Origin of the sequence: Glaciecola nitratireducens FR1064 (genome assembly GCF_000226565.1) — a bacterium.
Classification (GTDB): Bacteria; Pseudomonadota; Gammaproteobacteria; order Enterobacterales; family Alteromonadaceae; genus Glaciecola; species Glaciecola nitratireducens.
On sequence record NC_016041.1, the window covers coordinates 2955540 to 2974677 of the forward strand.

The 19138-nt window shown below is 43.4% G+C and carries 16 protein-coding genes; 10 read left to right on the forward strand and 6 right to left on the reverse strand.

The annotated features are described in order from the left end of the window. Positions 1–104: 104 nt before the first annotated feature. From aceF to ampE, 4 genes are all read right to left on the reverse strand, one after another. Positions 105–1883 (reverse strand): dihydrolipoyllysine-residue acetyltransferase, encoded by a 1779-nt coding sequence (gene aceF, locus GNIT_RS12695; protein WP_014109642.1) that lies wholly within the window; start codon positions 1881–1883, stop codon positions 105–107. Positions 1884–1898: 15 nt separating this feature from the next. Further along, a complete protein-coding gene (gene aceE, locus GNIT_RS12700) occupies positions 1899–4571 on the reverse strand; it encodes a pyruvate dehydrogenase (acetyl-transferring), homodimeric type (protein WP_014109643.1) in 2673 nt (890 codons plus the stop codon). 95 nt (positions 4572–4666) lie between these two features. Next, on the reverse strand, positions 4667–5422 hold the full coding sequence (locus GNIT_RS12705; RefSeq protein WP_049787000.1) for an FCD domain-containing protein: 756 nt from the start codon (positions 5420–5422) through the stop codon (positions 4667–4669). A 382-nt stretch (positions 5423–5804) separates the two neighbouring features. Continuing rightward, positions 5805–6686 carry a beta-lactamase regulator AmpE gene (ampE, locus tag GNIT_RS12710; protein WP_014109645.1) on the reverse strand — a complete coding sequence of 294 codons (882 nt, stop codon included), beginning with the start codon at positions 6684–6686 and terminating at the stop codon, positions 5805–5807. Between the two features lie 192 nt (positions 6687–6878). On the opposite strand from ampE, the gene nadC reads away from it, so the two are divergent. The 8 genes from nadC to GNIT_RS12750 all read left to right on the forward strand — a co-directional run bounded on the left by nadC (position 6879) and on the right by GNIT_RS12750 (position 13511). After that, the gene (nadC, locus tag GNIT_RS12715) at positions 6879–7736 is read left to right on the forward strand and encodes a carboxylating nicotinate-nucleotide diphosphorylase (protein ID WP_014109646.1); all 858 of its coding nucleotides are present in this window, start codon (positions 6879–6881) and stop codon (positions 7734–7736) included. A 207-nt stretch (positions 7737–7943) separates the two neighbouring features. Beyond that, positions 7944–8408: a prepilin-type N-terminal cleavage/methylation domain-containing protein gene (locus GNIT_RS12720; protein WP_014109647.1), complete on the forward strand. Its 465-nt coding sequence runs from the start codon at positions 7944–7946 to the stop codon at positions 8406–8408. Positions 8409–8490: 82 nt separating this feature from the next. Then, positions 8491–9699, forward strand: coding sequence for a type II secretion system F family protein (locus tag GNIT_RS12725; protein WP_014109648.1), 1209 nt, complete (start codon positions 8491–8493; stop codon positions 9697–9699). A 222-nt stretch (positions 9700–9921) separates the two neighbouring features. Then, complete coding sequence (locus GNIT_RS12730) at positions 9922–10797, forward strand: prepilin peptidase (protein ID WP_014109649.1); 876 nt, start codon at positions 9922–9924, stop codon at positions 10795–10797. Next, positions 10794–11402: a dephospho-CoA kinase gene (gene coaE / locus GNIT_RS12735; RefSeq protein WP_014109650.1), complete on the forward strand. Its 609-nt coding sequence runs from the start codon at positions 10794–10796 to the stop codon at positions 11400–11402. Before GNIT_RS12730 ends, coaE begins: the two co-directional genes overlap by 4 nt. A 65-nt stretch (positions 11403–11467) precedes the next feature. Continuing rightward, the gene (zapD, locus tag GNIT_RS12740) at positions 11468–12220 is read left to right on the forward strand and encodes a cell division protein ZapD (RefSeq protein ID WP_014109651.1); all 753 of its coding nucleotides are present in this window, start codon (positions 11468–11470) and stop codon (positions 12218–12220) included. A gap of 36 nt (positions 12221–12256) precedes the next feature. After that, positions 12257–12496: a DNA gyrase inhibitor YacG gene (gene yacG, locus GNIT_RS12745; protein ID WP_041246425.1), complete on the forward strand. Its 240-nt coding sequence runs from the start codon at positions 12257–12259 to the stop codon at positions 12494–12496. A gap of 115 nt (positions 12497–12611) precedes the next feature. Next, on the forward strand, positions 12612–13511 hold the full coding sequence (locus GNIT_RS12750; protein ID WP_014109653.1) for an aspartoacylase: 900 nt from the start codon (positions 12612–12614) through the stop codon (positions 13509–13511). On the opposite strand, the gene GNIT_RS12755 is transcribed toward GNIT_RS12750, so the two are convergent. Beyond that, complete coding sequence (locus GNIT_RS12755) at positions 13508–14131, reverse strand: TetR/AcrR family transcriptional regulator (protein WP_014109654.1); 624 nt, start codon at positions 14129–14131, stop codon at positions 13508–13510. The two genes, GNIT_RS12750 and GNIT_RS12755, sit on opposite strands and share 4 nt — an antisense overlap. Before the next feature lie 286 nt (positions 14132–14417). Between GNIT_RS12755 and GNIT_RS12760 the strand changes: the two genes are divergently transcribed. Together GNIT_RS12760 and GNIT_RS12765 are read left to right on the forward strand one after the other, a co-directional pair. After that, positions 14418–15653, forward strand: coding sequence for an efflux RND transporter periplasmic adaptor subunit (locus tag GNIT_RS12760; RefSeq protein WP_014109655.1), 1236 nt, complete (start codon positions 14418–14420; stop codon positions 15651–15653). A gap of 11 nt (positions 15654–15664) precedes the next feature. Then, positions 15665–18745 (forward strand): efflux RND transporter permease subunit, encoded by a 3081-nt coding sequence (locus GNIT_RS12765; protein ID WP_014109656.1) that lies wholly within the window; start codon positions 15665–15667, stop codon positions 18743–18745. Here the strand turns inward: GNIT_RS12765 and mutT are convergent. Beyond that, complete coding sequence (gene mutT / locus GNIT_RS12770) at positions 18720–19115, reverse strand: 8-oxo-dGTP diphosphatase MutT (protein WP_014109657.1); 396 nt, start codon at positions 19113–19115, stop codon at positions 18720–18722. The two genes, GNIT_RS12765 and mutT, sit on opposite strands and share 26 nt — an antisense overlap. Positions 19116–19138 lie beyond the last annotated feature (23 nt).

Genomic DNA, 19138 nt, shown 5'->3' on the forward strand with positions numbered 1-19138 from the left:
TCAAAATTATATGATTAGATGCTTGCTTCGCGCGGATCTTACCGATTCGCGCGTCAACCTGCAAAATTTTTTGTTTTAAGAGCAAACTGCTCCCAAAAAAAGTTTTATAACAAAATACGTCTTAAGTCTGACAATGCACCACTTACGTGAACCGCAAAGCGCGCGGCCATTGCACCATCAATCACGCGATGGTCATATGACAACGACAACGGCAACATTAAACGAGGCTCAAAGTCTTTACCATTCCACTTTGGTTTTATCTCTGATTTAGAAACGCCCAAAATGGCCACGTCCGGCGCATTTACAATTGGCGTAAATGCCGTGCCGCCAATACCGCCCAAGCTAGAGATAGTGAAACAACTGCCCTGCATATCTGCCGATTTTAATTTGCCGTCTCTGGCCTTAACACTGATTTCCATTAACTCTTTAGAAATTTCCATGATGCCTTTTTTATCAACATCACGAACAACTGGAACCACTAAGCCCCCAGGGGTATCTACAGCAATGCCGATATGGAAATATTTTTTCATTACTAAAGCTTCGCCAGATTCAGACAAACTACTGTTGAATGCTGGATATTCTTTCATTGCATCGGCAACGGCTTTCATCATAAAGACGAGCGGTGTGATTTTCACGCCAAGCTTGCGCTTTTCAGCGATCGCGTTTTGTTCCTTTCGGAACTCTTCTAGTTCGGTAATATCTGCTTCGTCAAACTGAGTAACGTGCGGAATAGTGACCCAATTTCGATGTAGATTAGGACCCGAAAGTTTTTGAATGCGCGTTAATGGCACCTCTTCAACTTCACCAAACTTGGCAAAATCGACTTTAGGCTGCGCCAACACTTGTAAACCGCCGCCTGTATTGCCAGAACCTGCTGAACTGCCTGGATTCATCTTCGGACGTGAAAGTTCATATTTAACGAACGACTGCACATCTTCTTTTTGAACACGGTTTTTACGTCCTGAGCCTTCAACCTGTGTAAGGTCAACGCCAAACTCACGCGCTAAACGACGAACCGAAGGCGATGCATGTACTTTGCCTGTGCTTACCTTACCACCCGCTGACGGATGATGGGGTACTGGCGGTGCCTTTTGTGTTTGCGCTGGTGCACTGCTTGTATCTGACGATTTTGAAGATGATTCAGAAGAACTATTATCAGACTTGCTGGCAGCCGCATCACTTGAATCTTCAGTGCTCGAATCAGTATCGTCTTCACTTGAATCTGCTTCATCATCTTCAACTTCTAACATCAATACCAGTGAGCCTTTGGATACTTTATCGCCAACTTTTACAGATAAGCTAACAATTTTACCACCTTCAGGTGCTGGCACGTCCATTGTTGCCTTATCAGTTTCAAGCGTAATTAGCCCGTCTTCTGCTGCAACCGTGTCACCCTCGGCAACTAAAAGTTCTATAATTTCTACGTCAGTGGCATCGCCGATATCTGGCACCGTCACTTCAATTGTTTTGCTGCCACTTGATTTAGATTTAGCTGCTTTAGATTCTTCTGATTTTGAAGATGCTGACTTGGAATCCTCTGATTTAGCATTTTCTTTTTTACTATCATCCGATTTAGCTTCTTCTTTCTTACTATCATCCGATTCAGTTTTTTCAGATTTACTTTCATCATCGTTTGATTCCGCAGCGCCAGACTCCATTTGACCTAACACATCGCCTTGCTTAATTTTGTCACCTACTTTTACCTTAAGTGACTTAATCGTGCCGGCTTCAGTGCACGGAATATCCATACTGGCTTTGTCACTTTCAACCGTCACAATTGATGCTTCTACATCAACTGAATCGCCTTCGGCAACTAAGATCTCAATAACTTCAACTTCATCTTCGCCAACATCAGGAACAATAATGTCTATTAAATTTGCCATATTTATTCTCCCTAATTAAGCGTAAAGCGGATTAATTTTATCTGGGTCAATACCCAAATCCTTAATCGCTTTTGCAAGTGCTTTCTTATCAAAATCACCTGCTTTGTAAAGCTCGTACAGCGCTGCATACGCAACGTTGTTGGCATCTACTTCAAAGTGACTACGTAAATTTTCACGGCTATCTGAACGACCAAAGCCATCGGTGCCTAGCACACGGTATGCGCCAGGTACAAATGCTCTGGCTTGTTCGCCATAGGCTTTAATGTAATCGGTAGCGACTATCGTTGGGCCATCGTTTCCATCAGACAATACTTCCGTTATGTAAGGAACGCGTGCTTTTTTATCAATGTTTCGCATGTTCCAACGTTCGCAATCAATGCCGTCACGAGTCAATTCGTTGAAAGAGGTCACACTGTAAACTTCTGATTCAACATCGTACTTTTCAGCAAGAAGCTCAGCCGCTTTACGAACTTGCACTAATATGGTGCCTGAACCGAGCAGTTTTACTTTAAGTTTCGCTTTCTTGGCGCCAACTGTATCTAACTTATAGATACCTTTGATGATGCCTTCCTCGCAGCCTTTCGGCATTTCAGGCTGTACATAGTTTTCGTTCATAACCGTCATGTAGTAGAACACGTTTTCTTGCTCTTCTAACATTCTGCGACAGCCATCTTGCGTGATCACAGCAACTTCATACCCATAGGTTGGATCGTAGCTGATGCAGTTTGGTATCAAACCAGCCTGCACATGTGAATGACCATCTTGATGCTGCAAACCTTCGCCGTTTAGCGTCGTTCTGCCTGCTGTGCCGCCCACTAGGAAACCACGACATTGGCTATCACCTGCAGCCCACGCCATATCGCCCACACGTTGGAAACCGAACATCGAGTAGTAAATGTAAACCGGCAGCATCGGCAAATCATTCGTAGAGTAAGAAGTACCAGCAGCAACGAATGACGACATTGCGCCTAACTCGTTAATGCCTTCTTGCAGTACTTGGCCTTCTTTGTCTTCACGATAGTAAGCAACTTGGTCTTTATCTTGTGGAATGTACTTCTGACCCGAGTTGGAATAAATCCCTACTTGACGGAATAAGCCTTCCATACCAAACGTGCGCGCTTCATCAGGAATAATTGGCACTACGTTTTTACCCATCTGCTTGTCTTTCAACAGAACAGTGAGAACGCGAACAAAGGCCATTGTCGTGGAAATCTCACGGTCGCCCGACCCTTTAGTAATCGCATCAAATGCTTTTAATGGCGGAGCCGGTAAGTCGTGAGTACTCTTGGCCAAGCGCACTGGCATATAACCATGCAAAGCTTCACGTTTTTCACGTAAATACTTCATTTCAGGGCTATCGTCATCAAACTTGAAATAAGGTAAGTTTTCAACTTCTTCATTAGATAAAGGAATGTTCAAACGATCGCGATAATGCATCACGCTTTCGTGATCCATCTTCTTCACGTTGTGTGCAATGTTTTTACCTTCACCCGCTGCACCCATGCCGTAACCTTTCACAGTTTTAGCAAGGATAACTTGTGGACGACCCACCGTTTCTGTTGCGCGTTTGTAAGCGGCATAAACTTTAACAGGATCGTGTCCCCCACGGTTCAAGCGCCAAATATCCTCATCAGACATGTTAGCAACCATATCTTTTAACTCAGGGTATTTGCCGAAGAAGTTCTCGCGGGTATATGCTCCGCCTTTAGCCTTGAAGTTCTGGTATTCGCCGTCGACGGTTTCATTCATAACATCGAGCAATTTACCTGAGGTGTCGCGGGCTAGCAGTGAATCCCAGTAACGACCCCAAATCACTTTAATAACTTCCCAACCTGCGCCGCGGAAAGTGCCTTCAAGTTCTTGGATAATTTTACCATTACCACGAACCGGACCATCCAAACGCTGCAAGTTACAGTTGATAACGAAAGTTAAATTATCTAGTCCTTCACGAGAAGCTAAACCAATAGCTCCTAATGATTCAGGCTCATCAACTTCACCGTCACCCATGAAGCACCAAACGCGCTGATCAGAACAATCTTTCAGACCACGGTTAGTGAGATATTTCAAGAAGCGTGCTAAATAGATAGCCTGCATTGGACCTAAGCCCATCGATACCGTAGGGAACTGCCAGAAATCGGGCATTAATTTTGGATGCGGGTAAGAAGACAAGCCCTCGCCGCCCACTTCTTGTCTGAACATGTCTAACTGACCTTCAGACAAACGACCCTCAATAAAAGCACGAGAATAAATACCCGGCGATACGTGACCTTGCACGAACAAATAATCACCACCGTCTTTATCATTCGGCGCACGGAAGAAGTTATTAAAGCCCACATCGTAAAGCATTGCAGATGAGGCAAAGCTTGAGATATGCCCGCCTAAATCTAGGTCTTTTTTTGAGCCTCGCAGCACCATCATCATTGCATTCCAGCGAATGGCGTTACGAATTTTAGCTTCGATAGTTTGGTCACCAGGCATGTTCGGTTCTTGGCCCGCAGGAATGGTGTTGATGTACGCAGTAGTTGAGTCGTAAGGCAAGTGTGCCCCGCTGCGTCGGGCTTTTTCAATTAAGGACTCAAGCAAAAAATGAGCGCGATCAATACCCTCTTCTGCTAAAACTGCTTCAAGTGCGTCTAACCATTCTTGCGTTTCTGTTGGATCCACGTCGGGATGCATCACATCGGTCATGGTGCTTTCCTATATTATATTTTAACGATAAACGAGGCTAACTGAAGCCTCGTTGTGTTTGCCTAAGGTCATACCGACTCTTGCGTAAGTCGTATTCAAGAGGCTGTCTTTCCAGTTTCTTTTACTTCAATTCTTCGCATCGCGCGCTGTAACTTCACATCGCGTTTGTTGATGTCTAATAAGGTACTTTCAACAAAACCCAAGTGTTTGTTGCTTGCTTTACGAGCTGCTTCAGGGTCTTGCGAACTGATGGCCTGCACAATGGCATGGCGTTGCTCACGTATTTGCACTTCTACATCAGCGCCAGCACGCAGCATTTCTAAATTTCGTTTAATATTTTCAACTAGCATGCCTCGCATACTGCGCATTACGTGCAAAAGCACCATATTGTGAGCAGCTTTTGCCATAGTTAGATAAAACTCTACTAGTGCTTCAGCTTCTTGCTCGGGATTATCATTGGCTTGGCTTGAGCCAAGTTTTGCCGCGTTCACGTTTGAGTGCTGCAAACTAGGGAGGCTGTTTAGAGCGTTGTTCAAGGCCTGGTAATCTTCTGGCTGGCCTCGCAGAGCTGCGTAATATGCCGCCATCCCTTCCAGCGCATGCCTAAACTCGAGTAAATCGAACTGCGTTTCTGGCCGAGATGCAACAAGCGCTAATAAAGGATCGGTCATTTTAGCGCTAAGGTTTTGGGTAATAAACGTGCCCCCCCCTTGCTTGCGCTCAATCAAGCCTTTCGCTTGCAAGTTTTGAATGGCTTCACGCAATGAAGGGCGTGAAACTTGAAATTTTTCGGCTAGCAATCGCTCAGGTAAAAGCTTTTCGCCAGCAACAAGTGTCCCGTCCAAAACCATGGACTCCAGACGTTCTGTGATGACGTCAGACAACTTTTGGTGCTTAATACTTGCGTGCACTTCTATGCCCTACCTTTATATGCGTTTTTGCTACGTTGAACGGACTACTATTTATTGCTCAACTTGTTAACAAAACTGTGTGATTCGCTCGCCATTTAGAGCAAATGGTAATACCAATTAACCAAACTAGTGTAAGCAACTTTTATCCATTCGACAAGCCCTGTCTTTATCAAGGTAGTAGAGCTCAGCTTAAATTGCTAATGAATTAAGAATGATTGAAGGGATATATGCACGAAGATGCATCGAATAAAAGCTAGGCAGCCCTTTATTGATAAAGGCTGCCTATTTTGAAAAGAAATATTTACGCTTGCTCAAGAAAGATTTAGGCAACTGCTCCGACCATAGTCAGCACTGACACGCCGACGAGGATAAATAGTACATTGCGCTTTGCCAATCTCACTAACATACACGGTTCGTCAATGCAGTTTTGTTGATCTGCCTCTACCTCTTCGGCAGCAACGGCAACATTATTTAATATTGTTTTTGCACTAGATGTTGTATCCACTAACGCAGGCAACCAATAGGTGAGTGCTCTTGAAAAATGACCGACTACCATAAAGCCAAAGGTTGTTAAGCGCACGGGAACCCAATCAATCACATGCATTATTTTATCAATGGACAGTTCACCATTTTCATCTGTGCATTCACCCATCACTTCGTCTTTAACCTCTTCAGGGTTGTTGTCGTTAGCGGCCATTCTATGTGTAAACAACTGTAGCTCTTTGGCTATTGAATAAATGATGACACCAGGAACGCCCAGCAGCACAAAAGCAATGATAACGGCGGCATACTGTCGGTAATTAATAAACACCAACTGCTGACCTACTTTGTCTAGGTCTCCGCTTTCATTGCCGAATGCAACACTGTGCAAAGAACAGGCTTCAAAATCCTTACGCTCTGCAGCTTGTAAATAAAACTTATAATTTTTACGGGTAATCGGGCAGCCTAAACACACCCAAAGTACAACAAGCTGCAGCGCAAATGTGAGCAATCCATTGTCAACCGCCTGCTCAATACCCCAAACCAAAAGCGCTGGTAAAAATATGATAAGCAATAAAGAAAACATAGACGCAGTATCGCTGAACCAATGACGGCCCTGTAAAAATTTAATGTATTTGCCAACCAGTGCATGAACATGCCACTCGGGTGCTTTTGATGTGACGCGCTCTAAGGCCATTACAATTAATAGTGAGATAAGAGTCATAAATCTTCCTTTATATAAGAAACTGCGCAAAGTATATGAGCGACAACGCAAAGTGCAAAGCTATTTCACTGACGACTGCGATTGTTAGCCTAACCCAAGTCTAGTTGAATTTCAGTTTCAATGATGTACATAAAACAGTAAACTTCCCCCATTAATCCCTTTTGTAACATCTTAAAATAAGTGTCCCTTATCATGCCGCTCATCAATCAATATCAATTAAATATCCCAAAGCAAGTCGAAGATGCATTATTAGAAGACCTCGGAGGGCACATATCGATAGAAAACGATATTACTGCCATGCTGATTGACGCCGACGCAACGATGTCAGCGAAAATAATCACACGTGAGAACTGTGTTTTGTGTGGCCAAGCATGGGGAGATGAAGTTTTTGCGCAAATTAACCCGGACGTTATGCTTGATTGGCAATGCAAGGATGGCGATAAGCTGAATGCAAACGACACAATTGTTTATATCCAAGGCAATGCAAGAGCAATATTAACCGCCGAACGCTCAGCACTAAATTTTCTGCAAACCCTAAGCGGCACCGCAACGACCACAGCAAGCTATGTCAAATACCTGAAAAACACAAAAACAAAGCTTCTTGATACTCGCAAAACCATACCAGGCCTGCGTCAAGCACAAAAGTATGCGGTTGCATGCGCTCAAGGTATGAATCATAGAATGGGTTTATACGATGCTTTTTTAATTAAAGAAAACCACATTGAAGCCTGTGGAGGCATTAAAAATGCGGTCTCCAAGGCAAAACTGATGCACCCAAACTTACCTATTGAAGTGGAAGTTGAGAATTTGCAAGAACTAAATGAAGCAATAAATTCGGGTGTCAACATCATAATGTTGGATAATTTTAGTACAAAACTGATCGAAGAAGCAGTCGTCATTAATGCAGGAAAGTGTAAGCTAGAAGTGTCTGGCAATATTACCTTTGACAGGCTGCAAGAATTGGCCACAACAGGCGTGGATTATATCTCTTCAGGCGCATTGACTAAACATGTAACAGCTATAGATTTGTCTCTTATTACGGTTAGTTAAGCCACCTCGACATAGCCATAATTCGCCCTTAGGTATGATTGGATGTGTCGAAACCAACACTTGAGTATGCGCCTGCATACTTCACAAACTCAACTCTCCTCTTATACTTGGTCTCGAGGTTAAGAGGTAAGCACTACCGCACTTACCTTTTTAACTTACTTTAAATCAAATATTTTAAAACGCGTTGACCACGCACGGAGAGACAACATGAAAAATTCAGCTCAAAAAGGCTTTACATTAATCGAACTAATGATCGTTGTTGCGATTATCGGTATTCTTGCTGCAATTGCTTTACCTGCTTATCAGGGTTATACGCAGAAAGCGAAATTTACTGAAGTTACCAATGCGACAGCGGCGGCTAAAACGGCCGTTGAGGTGTGTGTGCAGTTATCTAGTGGCGCAACACAAGCTTTGCGCCTAGCTGGCTGTAATGAAGGTACCAACGGTATTCCAGCTCTTGTAGCTGTTGGAACTGGCGTAACAGGAACAGCTGCTAATGCAGCCACTGAAAGAGTTGTTGGTCTTAGTACTGCGCTTGGTGTAATAACGGCTACAGCTCCACCAGTAATGGGAATTCCAGGCGCTGGCACTTACGTTCTTACTCCAACTGTTAACGTAGCCACCGGTGCTGTTTCTTGGGGTGCAGTGTGTGACCCAACAACAATTTGCTAAGACTTCCATAGTGATATAGATAATCAAAGCCCAGTCTAACTCTGGGCTTTTTGTTCTCTGACAGCAAAAATGAGTTAATACAATGGCAAAAACAGCAGAAACATATACTTGGTCAGGCACATCAAAAACCGGCCGGGCAGGCAAAGGTGAAATCACTGCAGGTTCTTTGCAAGAAGCAAAAAACTTATTACGTCGACAAGGTGTATCTGCAACTAAAGTTAAAAAATTAGCAAAACCTTTATTTGGCAGAAAAGATAAAGTTGTTGCACAAGATATTGCAGTATTATCCCGTCAGCTAGCAACCATGCTTGGCGCAGGTGTTACTCTAATTCAAAGTTTAGAAATGATTGGTTCTGGACATTCAAAAATGTCGATGCGCGACTTATTGGGCGAAATCACCAATGAAGTAAAATCAGGTAACCCACTTTCATCAGCCTTGCGCAAACATCCTGACAAATTTGATGACCTCTATTGTGACCTCGTTGAAACAGGCGAGCAGTCGGGTGCACTAGAAACTATTTATGATCGTATCGCCCTGTATAAAGAAAAAGCAGAAGCGTTAAAATCGAAAATCAAGAAAGCCATGTTTTACCCCATCGCGGTATTAGTGGTTGCTTTCATTGTAACGACAATCCTCTTAGTATTCGTTGTACCACAGTTTGAAGAAATCTTTGCTGGCTTTGGCGCCGAACTCCCGGTTTTCACACAGTTCGTTATTGGCCTGTCTAACGGCATGCAGAACTATGGCCCGTTTATTGGTGTAGGTGTGTTCATTGCCGCCATACTGTTTAAAAAGGCGCACGGAAAATCGCTTGCCCTGCGTGACAGCGTTGACAAAAAGATCCTAAAAATTCCAGTCATTGGTGATATTTTGAAAAAAGCCGCTGTTGCGCGCTTTACCAGAACGCTTTCGACAACCTTTGCAGCTGGTGTTCCGCTAATCGCAGCTCTTGACTCCGCAGCAGGCGCATCTGGTAACGCTGTCTTCCGCAATGCCATTTTGTTCGTCAAGAAAGAAGTTGCCGGCGGCTTGCAAATGAACGTTGCAATGCGCGCTACTAATATCTTCCCGCCCATGGTCACGCAAATGATCGCGATAGGCGAAGAGTCAGGCTCTGTAGACAGCATGCTAGAAAAAATAGCAACTATCTATGAGGCCGAGGTTGACGATATGGTAGACGGTTTAACTAGCTTACTCGAGCCAATGATCATGGCCGTGTTGGGTGTGGTTATCGGTGGCTTAATTGTAGCCATGTACTTGCCTATCTTCGAAATGGGTAATGTGGTGTAACATCAATTCACGTTTAAAAAGCCAGCTTTACGCTGGCTTTTTATTGTTTGCTGATACCTAGGCATTTGCTATGTCATTCACCAAGTTATTTATTTTTGTACGTTTTGCGTCATAGTTAGCAAAAACACTGCTTGGATAAAAGCCATAGCCTTTTATTCAGCAAGCCGATAGCATAATATAAACCCAAGAATCAGCACAATCTTAAAGGCAAAAGTCACTCAAATGGAAAATATTGCGTTGTTTGAATTATTAGCAGCATCCCCACTGGCATTTGTCATCACTACTTTCTGTATTAGTTTATTAGTAGGCAGTTTTCTTAACGTGGTTATCTATCGCTTACCGATAATGATGGAACGCGAGTGGCAGCGTGATATTGAGCAATTTCAGAATCCAGATAAAGAACTTCCTCCCGCACCCACGTTTAATTTAGTGAAGCCGGATTCAACTTGCCCTAATTGCCAACATAAAATTAGAGCATGGGAGAATATTCCCGTTATTAGCTGGCTGATGCTGGGACGCAAATGCAGTGGTTGTGCTAATCCTATCTCAGCACGCTACCCTGCCGTTGAGCTACTAACCGCCGTCATGTCTGCTGTCGTTGCTTATCAATTAGGCTTTGGTTTAACCGGCGCTGCATTCATTTTAGGAACTTGGCTGCTTGTAGCAATGACCTTTATCGACCTAGATAAAATGTTGCTGCCTGATTCTCTCACGCTACTATTGCTGTGGATTGGACTAGGTATTAGCTGCTTCGAGAGCACAATCTCACCCATTGACTCCATCATCGGCGCAATAATCGGCTACTTAATCTTATGGTCAATCTACTGGGCTTTCAAACTGCTTACGGGCAAAGAAGGCATGGGCTATGGCGACTTTAAGCTGCTTGCTGCTCTGGGCGCTTGGGTGGGCTGGCAGCACTTGCCGATTATTATATTGCTATCATCAGTAGTAGGTGCCGTTGTCGGCATCACCCTAATGTTTATTAAGAAAAAAGACAGCGACTTAGCCATTCCTTTCGGACCATACTTAGCTGCTGCAGGTTGGTTAACAATGCTGTATGGTGACCTTATTGCCGACTGGTATTTATCCACGCTATGAGCAAATTAGTTATCGGCCTCACTGGCGGTATTGCCTCGGGTAAAACCACCGTAAGTGACCTGTTTGCAAAACTAGGCATCGACATTATTGACGCCGACGTCATTGCTCGAGAAGTGGTTGCCAAGGGTACTCCAGGCTTAGCCGCTATTGTCGAAAAATTTGGCGATAACATTCTGACCCCTGATTTAGAGCTCGACAGGCAAAAGCTTCGCACTATCGTTTTCTCAGACAATGCGAAAAAAGACTGGCTCAACGCCCTACTGCACCCACTTATTCGCGAACAAATGCAGCTACAAACTGCAAGTGCCACATCCCCCTATTGTATTCTCAGTGTTCCACTGCTGGTTGAAAACAAGCTCAACGCCATGGTTTCTCGCACGCTAGTGGTAGATATCGATGAAGCAAGCCAAATAAAGCGAGCGGTTGCCAGAGATAACAGTGAGCAAGCGATTATTGAGAGCATCATTGCATCGCAAGCCTCCCGAACGCAAAGGTTGGCCGCCGCTGACGATGTGATAGTAAACAACAAAGACCTAGAGTGGCTCAGCGCACAAGTACAGGATTTACATCAAATGTACCTAAACATTGTGAACAAAAACCTGTAAACTGTGTCGAAGGGTTTACGCCAGTTATAACGATTACTATCCAAATCAACCAAAAGGAGCGCTGAATGCCAATCGCAGTCTACGAATTTCCGCTTTGCGAAAAAGTGAGAAACTATTTGCGATTAGAACAGCTTTTTAAACAACTGGATCACACCGCAACATTCGATAGTGAATTTGAATGCCTGCATTTTTTTGATGTGTTGTTTACCTTAATGGACTTACTCGAACGATTGGATGTGCGTACTGACTTCATTCGTGACATCGACGTGCATGAAAAAAATCTAGTGCACTGGTCTACCCATCCAAACATCGACGCCTCAGCGCTGGAGGATGCGCTAAAAACTTTACATCGTCTGTTGTCTGATCTTAAGCGCACTAACAAACTCGGCTCTAGCTTAAAAGACGATCGCTTTCTTGGCAGTATTCGTCAGCGTTTTTCGATCCCCGGTGGTGCAACCAGCTTTGATTTACCGCATTTATTTTGTTGGCTAAAGCAGGCCAAAGACGTGCGCAACAAAGACATTACGATGTGGGTAAACCAGTTAGCATTGGTACGTGAAAACATTACCTTATTGATGCAATATTTGCGTGAACGCGGGCGCTATGAAGAGGTTGTCGGTACCAATGGCTTCTATCAAGGTGTGGTCACTGATAAAATTGATCTTATCCGAGTGCGTTGCTCTAACAGTCAAGGTTACTTCCCTGTACTGAGCGGCAACAAGTATCGATACGGTATTCGCTTTATGCAGCTCGTCGCTGATGAGGGTTCTGCAGGCGGCGTACCAGGCGATATCAAGTTTGACATTGCGTGTTGCTAGACTATCTTCAACCCATTAACAAAATAGCCAAAGAATATGAAAGTAAATTGCCCTACCTGTAAAAAAGAAGTCGAATGGACAACGGAAAACCAGTTTAGACCCTTTTGTACCAAACGATGCCAATTGATTGACTTAGGCCAATGGGCCAACGAAGAAAACGCGATCCCCTCTGGCGCAAATAAAGATGCAGAAACCTCTGTACCCGATATGAATATTGATATAGAAGATATTGAGGCTTTGCTAGCACAGCAAGAGCAGGATTTTTTCAAAAACTAGGGTGTTTTTATGGCTTGCGCCCTGCACCTAGTTCACAAAACAGTTCTCTTTAGTATTAGACCAATTCAGCAAAATACCATTTTTAGCCTACTTATTTAAAAAGGTGAACCACGCGATGTCAGAACATATTGAAATACATAAAATCTTAATTACCGCTGGTACCCATGGTAATGAAATGTCTGGTATTGAGTACCTTAGAAACTTGCTGTCGAATAAAAAAATACGCGCGCAACTGCTGGGTCAAGAAAGTGATATTGGCATTGAATTAGCCTTAGTAAACAAACTCGCGATTCAAAGACGTGCTCGCTACGTTGAAGAGGATTTAAATCGCCAATTTAGCCAAGAAAAATTAAGCGCGCTATCGGGCGAAAACTTGGAACACCAACTAGCTATCGAATTTAACTTGGCTTATGGTCCAAAGTACGAGCCCACCAGAGACCTTGTTATCGATATTCACAATACCACTAGTAACATGGGCCCAACCTTAATTATTTTGGAATCTGACGAATTTCATCAGCAGATGGCAAGGTACGTTAAGACCAACATGCCTGAAGCCATCATTCTAATTGAAGACCACATTCCGTATAAACAACATCCTTATTTATGCAGCATCGGTAAGAAAGGGCTCATGATTGAAATAGGACCACAGCCACAAGGCGTGCTGCGCCCTGCTGCTTATTTGCAAACAGAAAAAATGACCAAGCTTGTCGTTGCTTTTTGTGACCTTTGGAACAAGCAAATGCTTGGTCAATTAGATGCGGTTGATGCTTTTCGTTTAACTGAAGAAGTCTATTTCCCTTTAAGCTCTGAGGGAGAAAAGTTAGCGATGATCCATCCAAGTTTGCAAAATAATGATTTCATAGTGTTAAATAAAGGCCAGCCTACATTTTTAAGCTTTGAAGGCGACACTCTCGTCTGGGAAGGTGAGGACAACATATACCCGCACTTTATTGGCGAGTCTGCTTATTATCATCTGAATATTGCCTTTGCGTTAGCGCGTAAGACCGTTATTTAAATCACTTGTTGCGTGTTATTTTGCGCTGGCACATCGTTTGCGCTAAATAACACGCCTAGCACGCTTAGCACCTTCGCCTCTAGCTTTTCCTTGCTAATAGTAAAACCAAAGAGTGCTTTGGTATAAGTTAGGCCTGCGATTGAAGACAAGACCATATCAGCAATATCTTCCGGTGTTTGGAGCGCTTTCAAGTAATCGTGCTCTTGGCCTGTTTTAATCAAGCGCGCAAGTTCTTGGATTGCTGGTACATAGCAGCGATTGTAGTGCGCCTGCGACATTTCTTTATTCGACAATGCCTGACTGATCATTAGCTGGTCAAATCTCACCACTTTTGGGTCAAATATAATATCAACGATATTTAGACAAAAAGACTGCAGCATGTTTTGGTAATCTACTTGGCTGTGTACTTCTACTTTTGAGGGCTCGTAAATTTTAGCAACTTCCCTCGATACCACCGCTTCTAAAAGCTCTTCCTTGTTTGGGAAGTACTTATACAGGGTCATTTTTGATGTTTTTGCCGCTTTGGCCAACATATCAGTGGTCACAGCGGCCACACCAAACTCGAAGAATAGGCTTTTCGCTGCGGCTAATATCCTGCATTCAGCATCTTTACGACTCATATTTACCACTATTCATTATTGTAATCATCACTAAAACACACCTCAATTCTATCAACATTCTTAGCACAACGCTTATGCAACGTTCGCTATTAAATATTTTCGCTTCTTGCTTTTGTGTGCTGACAAATCCAAAAGGCTATGGTACTGTACTGTACAGTACTTAAATGTAATATCAACAATTAATACAAATATCTGCACTAAGGCTATCTATAAGGTGCAGAACATAAACTTGACAATTAGTTGAAATCAAACAGATAAAGCAATTGCTTTAGTGAAAGGAAAAATAATGCGTTTTACACAAACCGCGGTGCTGTTAGTGATTAGCCTTTTTATATTAAGTGCATGCTCCGGTTCCGATGAAGACATGCTGCAAAGCGACGCTACAAAGTCTGGGCCTCCCAAAAAAGTATGGACGACTAAACTAGTGCCTGCTTCAGATGGTGTCAAAAGGCACTTAACCGGCACTATTCAAGCAGCCGACGCCGTATCAATTTCATTTGAAGTCACCGGTGTGGTGTCTAAAATGCACGTGGATTTAGGACAGTCCTTTGAAAAGGGAGACGTGCTAGCTGAATTAGATAAAACGCTATACAAAATGGCAGTACAACAAAACAAAAGCACCTTAGGTGAAGCAAGCGCAGCATTGCTTGATATCAAGCAAACTTTTGAACGAAACCAAACGCTCAGAGAACAAGGTCTTGTGTCACAGGCTGCGTTAGATGGCGCGTTAGCTAGTTTTGAGATAGCAAAACAGCGTGTAGAAGTTGCTGAAAGCTCACTTAATATCGCAAAAGAAAATCTCTCCGATACAACGCTTGTCGCACCCTACTCTGGTCGCGTATCAGAACGTTTCGTTGAGCCTTCGCAGCAGGTCTCTCCTGGTGCATCGGTGTTGAGTATTCAAGGTAATGCTCTCCTAGAAGTAAATGCAGCAATACCGGAGGGTTTAATTGGCAAAGTCGCCCTTTTCGACCAAGTAAATGTGGTTCTTCCCTCGCTGAGCGCTACAAAAAGCTACGCAGCAACCCTCACAGAAATTGGCGCTCAAGCATCCATTGCTAATGCATTTCCAATTACTATTACATTTAACGACAACCATACCGGTTTTTATCCTGGAATGTCAGCCGAAATTATTCTGTCGATCAGCGGCTTATTTGACAGCGCCGAATACTTTGAAGTGCCCTTTAGCGCCTTTACCACAGACAAAGTAGGTCCCTATTTATACTTTGTTGCCACTCAACAAACTAGCTCAACAAGTTCGCAAACTGATAACCCAGAAACAGCTAACAAAGACACACCTATTTCCAACAACAGCATAAACCAAAATCAAAACACTATCGCTGAGAAACATTATATTGAAATTGTTGAATTAAAGCCTGAGACCGCCATTATTAAATTTAAGCAACAGCCCAACATCAATCAGTTTTCCGATGCAAAAATAGTGAAAACTGGCGTCGACTTTATTAGACCCAATCAGGCTATTTCGGTCGTTGAAACCTCTACCCAAATATATAACCAATAAAGGCGACAAGCATGAATTTATCCGATATTGGTTTGAGCTATAACCGTCTAGTCATGACCGTTGTACTGTCATTGATGGTGTTTGGTGGTGTTAGCTATTTTTCACTGCCGGCCCAAGAAGATCCTTCTATCAAAGTTCGAGAAGCAGTTATTACTACAAACTTCCCCGGTATGCCTGCTGAAAAAATCGAACTTCTGATCACAAAAACGGTTGAAGAAGGCGTTAGAAATGTCGACGAAGTTGAAGAAATTCGTTCAATTTCAATGCAAGGCACATCAGTTGTTTACGTCGATTTGTATGACCGCTATTTCGACTTAGACCAAATTTGGGACAAGGTAAGAAACGAATTAGACAAGGTAAGAAGCGAATTCCCCGAAGGCACGCCGCCGCATTTTATTAATGATAATTTTGGAGATGTTGCAATATTGACCGTTGCCTTGCAGGCCGATGACGGCATTTTTATGGGCGACATGTTCGATATGGCGCAGCATGCTCGCGACATGATTTATACCGTTGATGGCACACAGTCCGTTAGCATACTCGGCGCACAGCAAGAAAATATAGTAATTGAAGTGTCAGACGTGAAGGCGGCGCAATTAGGGGTATCTCCCTCTCAATTGCTCGATACATTGCAACAACAGAACGTTATTCGTTCTGGCGGTAACGTTAACCTGAACGGAAAGAGTTTTAGCATTGTCCCCAGCGGCGATTTCACTAGCATCGAGTCAATCAAAGAAGTCATTTTCACCTTACCAAATACTAATAACTCAATTCGCTTAGAAGATATCGCTACGGTCTATAGAAGCATTCAAACACCTGAATTTCAAACCGCTTACTTTAACGGCGAACGCGCAATTGTGCTCGCAGTGGCTAAGAATGATCGCTTTAGTGTCACCGAGTATACGCCCCGCTTAGAGAAAATGTTACGCGCACTAGAGCAGCAAATGCCGGCAGGTATTAGCCTTAACGTGATCACGCGACAGGCCGATCAAGTCAATGCTGCGGTAGACGGCGTATCTATCAACGTTATTCAAACATTAGCTATTGTGCTTGCCGTCGTCATCTTATTTCTTGGCGTCCGCATTGGCTTGATTGTCGGTGCGATAGTACCGGCCGTTGTTTTAATTGTACTCGCCGTGCTCAATTTTAGCGGCATGGCGCTTGAGCGTATGAGCTTGGCAACACTTATTATTTCACTCGGCTTGCTTGTCGACAATGGGATTGTTGTTGCTGAAGATTTCAAGAAACGATTGGAGAATGGCGAAAAACGCCGAGAGATCGTATCTGACATAGGCAGAACCTTAGCGATCCCTCTATTAACATCATCAGTTACCACGATGCTAGTCTTTCTACCGCTGATGCTAGCTGAAAGTAGCTCTGGTGAATACACACGTTCTGTCTCTATCGTCATTATCTATTCGCTTTTCACCTCTTGGTTACTTTCTCTCATGGTTACGCCGTATTTATGCTTCTTGTTTATTAAGGACGAAGCTGTGAAGAAGAAGTCCGGTTTTCAAGCCAAAGTGGCAAACTTCTTTGACCTTATCAATCCAGTGTACAAATCGATTTTGCGTTTCGTATTGAAATATCGCGCGTTTACCATGGCATTGACGATATTACTGTTTTTAGGCGCAGGTTTTGCGATGAGCACTGTACCGGTAAAATTCTTTCCTGATTCTGATCGCGCTCAGGTATTGGCCTATATTGATTTACCCGCGGGTTCGTCAATGCGTGAAACAGAAGATGTACTGGAAAAGGTGTTTGATGTTCTTGACGATAAAGAGCGTTACCCCTATGTAGAAAACTATGCAGCCTACGGCGGTTTCGGGGGGCCAAGGTTTGTATTATCACTCACCCCGATAACGCCTGAATCGAGCAAAGCCTTCGTCATGCTTAACCTAGTTGACCGCCAATACCAGAATGAAACGATCAAAAGCCTTCGAGAAGATTTTGCCAATGATTTTCCAAAGGTTAATGCTCGCGTTACTAAGATGTTTTTAGGCCCTTCTGATTCAAATAAAATTGATGTGCAAATTATAGGGCCCGACAAAGACTACATTTACAACACGGCCTTAGAGATTGAAGAAATATTCCGTAATTTGGAAGGTACCGTCGAAATTAAAAATGATTGGGAAAATAAAATTACCCAAATTGACGTGCAAATAGATCAAGCGAGAGCGAAACGAGCAGGTGTTACATCAGCCGATGTGGCGAGATCATTAGAAACCTTTTTCTCTGGCAGAGTTGTTTCAGAATTTCGTGAAGGCGATGATTTAATTCCTATCATCATTAGAGGGAAGGCTGAGGATAGATATGACATTAGCCGCATTTACGGTATTAATGTGTATTCTGCATCAAGGAACGTCAACGTGCCCCTAGAGCAAGTTGCAGACATCAATTTCAGCCCACAATACGCCAGAATTGCCCGTGAAAACTTATTTAGAACCGTCACGATTGAAGCAAAAAATTTGAATATGACAGCAGAAGATATGGTGCCTATTTTACAGCCTGAATTTGATAAAATTAGAGAAAGGCTTCCGCCTGCTCATCGTCTTGAATTTGACGGTGTAGTAAAAGATTCAAAGGAATCTCAGGCATCATTGAATGCCAACCTACCGCTGTGTTTGGCAGCAGTGATGCTAGTATTAATCGCTCAATTTAATTCATTGCGCCGAGCCGGCATAGTGATTTTAACCGTGCCACTCATTTTAATCGGTGCCGTTATTGGTTTACTTAGCGTGCAGGCAAACTTTGGCTTCATGGTTATTTTAGGCTTGTATGCACTCGCAGGCATCATTGTTAACAATGCTATTGTGTTGATAGATAGAATAGATATTGAACGCAAAGAAACAGAAGATCAGTACGAAGCCATAGTAGAAGCATGTATGCGCAGATTGCGCCCCATCATTATGTCTACCGTGACCACAATTCTGGGCTTACTGCCTCTGATTCTAAGTAAGGACGCCTTGTTCTTTGGTATGGCCAGCGCACTCGCCTTTGGCTTAGCGATAGGCACATTGCTGACACTCGGTGTTGTGCCGGTGCTGTATAGCTTATTCTTTAATATTAAGAAGCAGACAGCGCCAGAATAGCATCTACAATAGCGATGTTAGCGTCAGGAAAGTCAATTTCTTTCAGGTCGCTGACGTCGGCCCAGCGATGCATTTGGCCCTCTTTGCCAAATGGTTCACCGTTGAACTCATCAACTAACAACACCGAAAGCAGAACACGCTTGTCGGTATATTCATGGGCAACTTCAATCAATGGGGACGACACCTTTATACTTATATCGATTTCTTCATAAAGTTCTCGATTCAAGGCTTGCTCTACAGTTTCTCCAAGCTCTACTTTGCCGCCAGGAAACTCCCATTTACCACCCTGATGTTGATCGTCAGCGCGTTTACATATAAAAAAGGTGCTGCCCCTGCGGACAACACCTACTGCAACATGAACTTGTTTCATAAAAAGACTATAATTCTCTTATT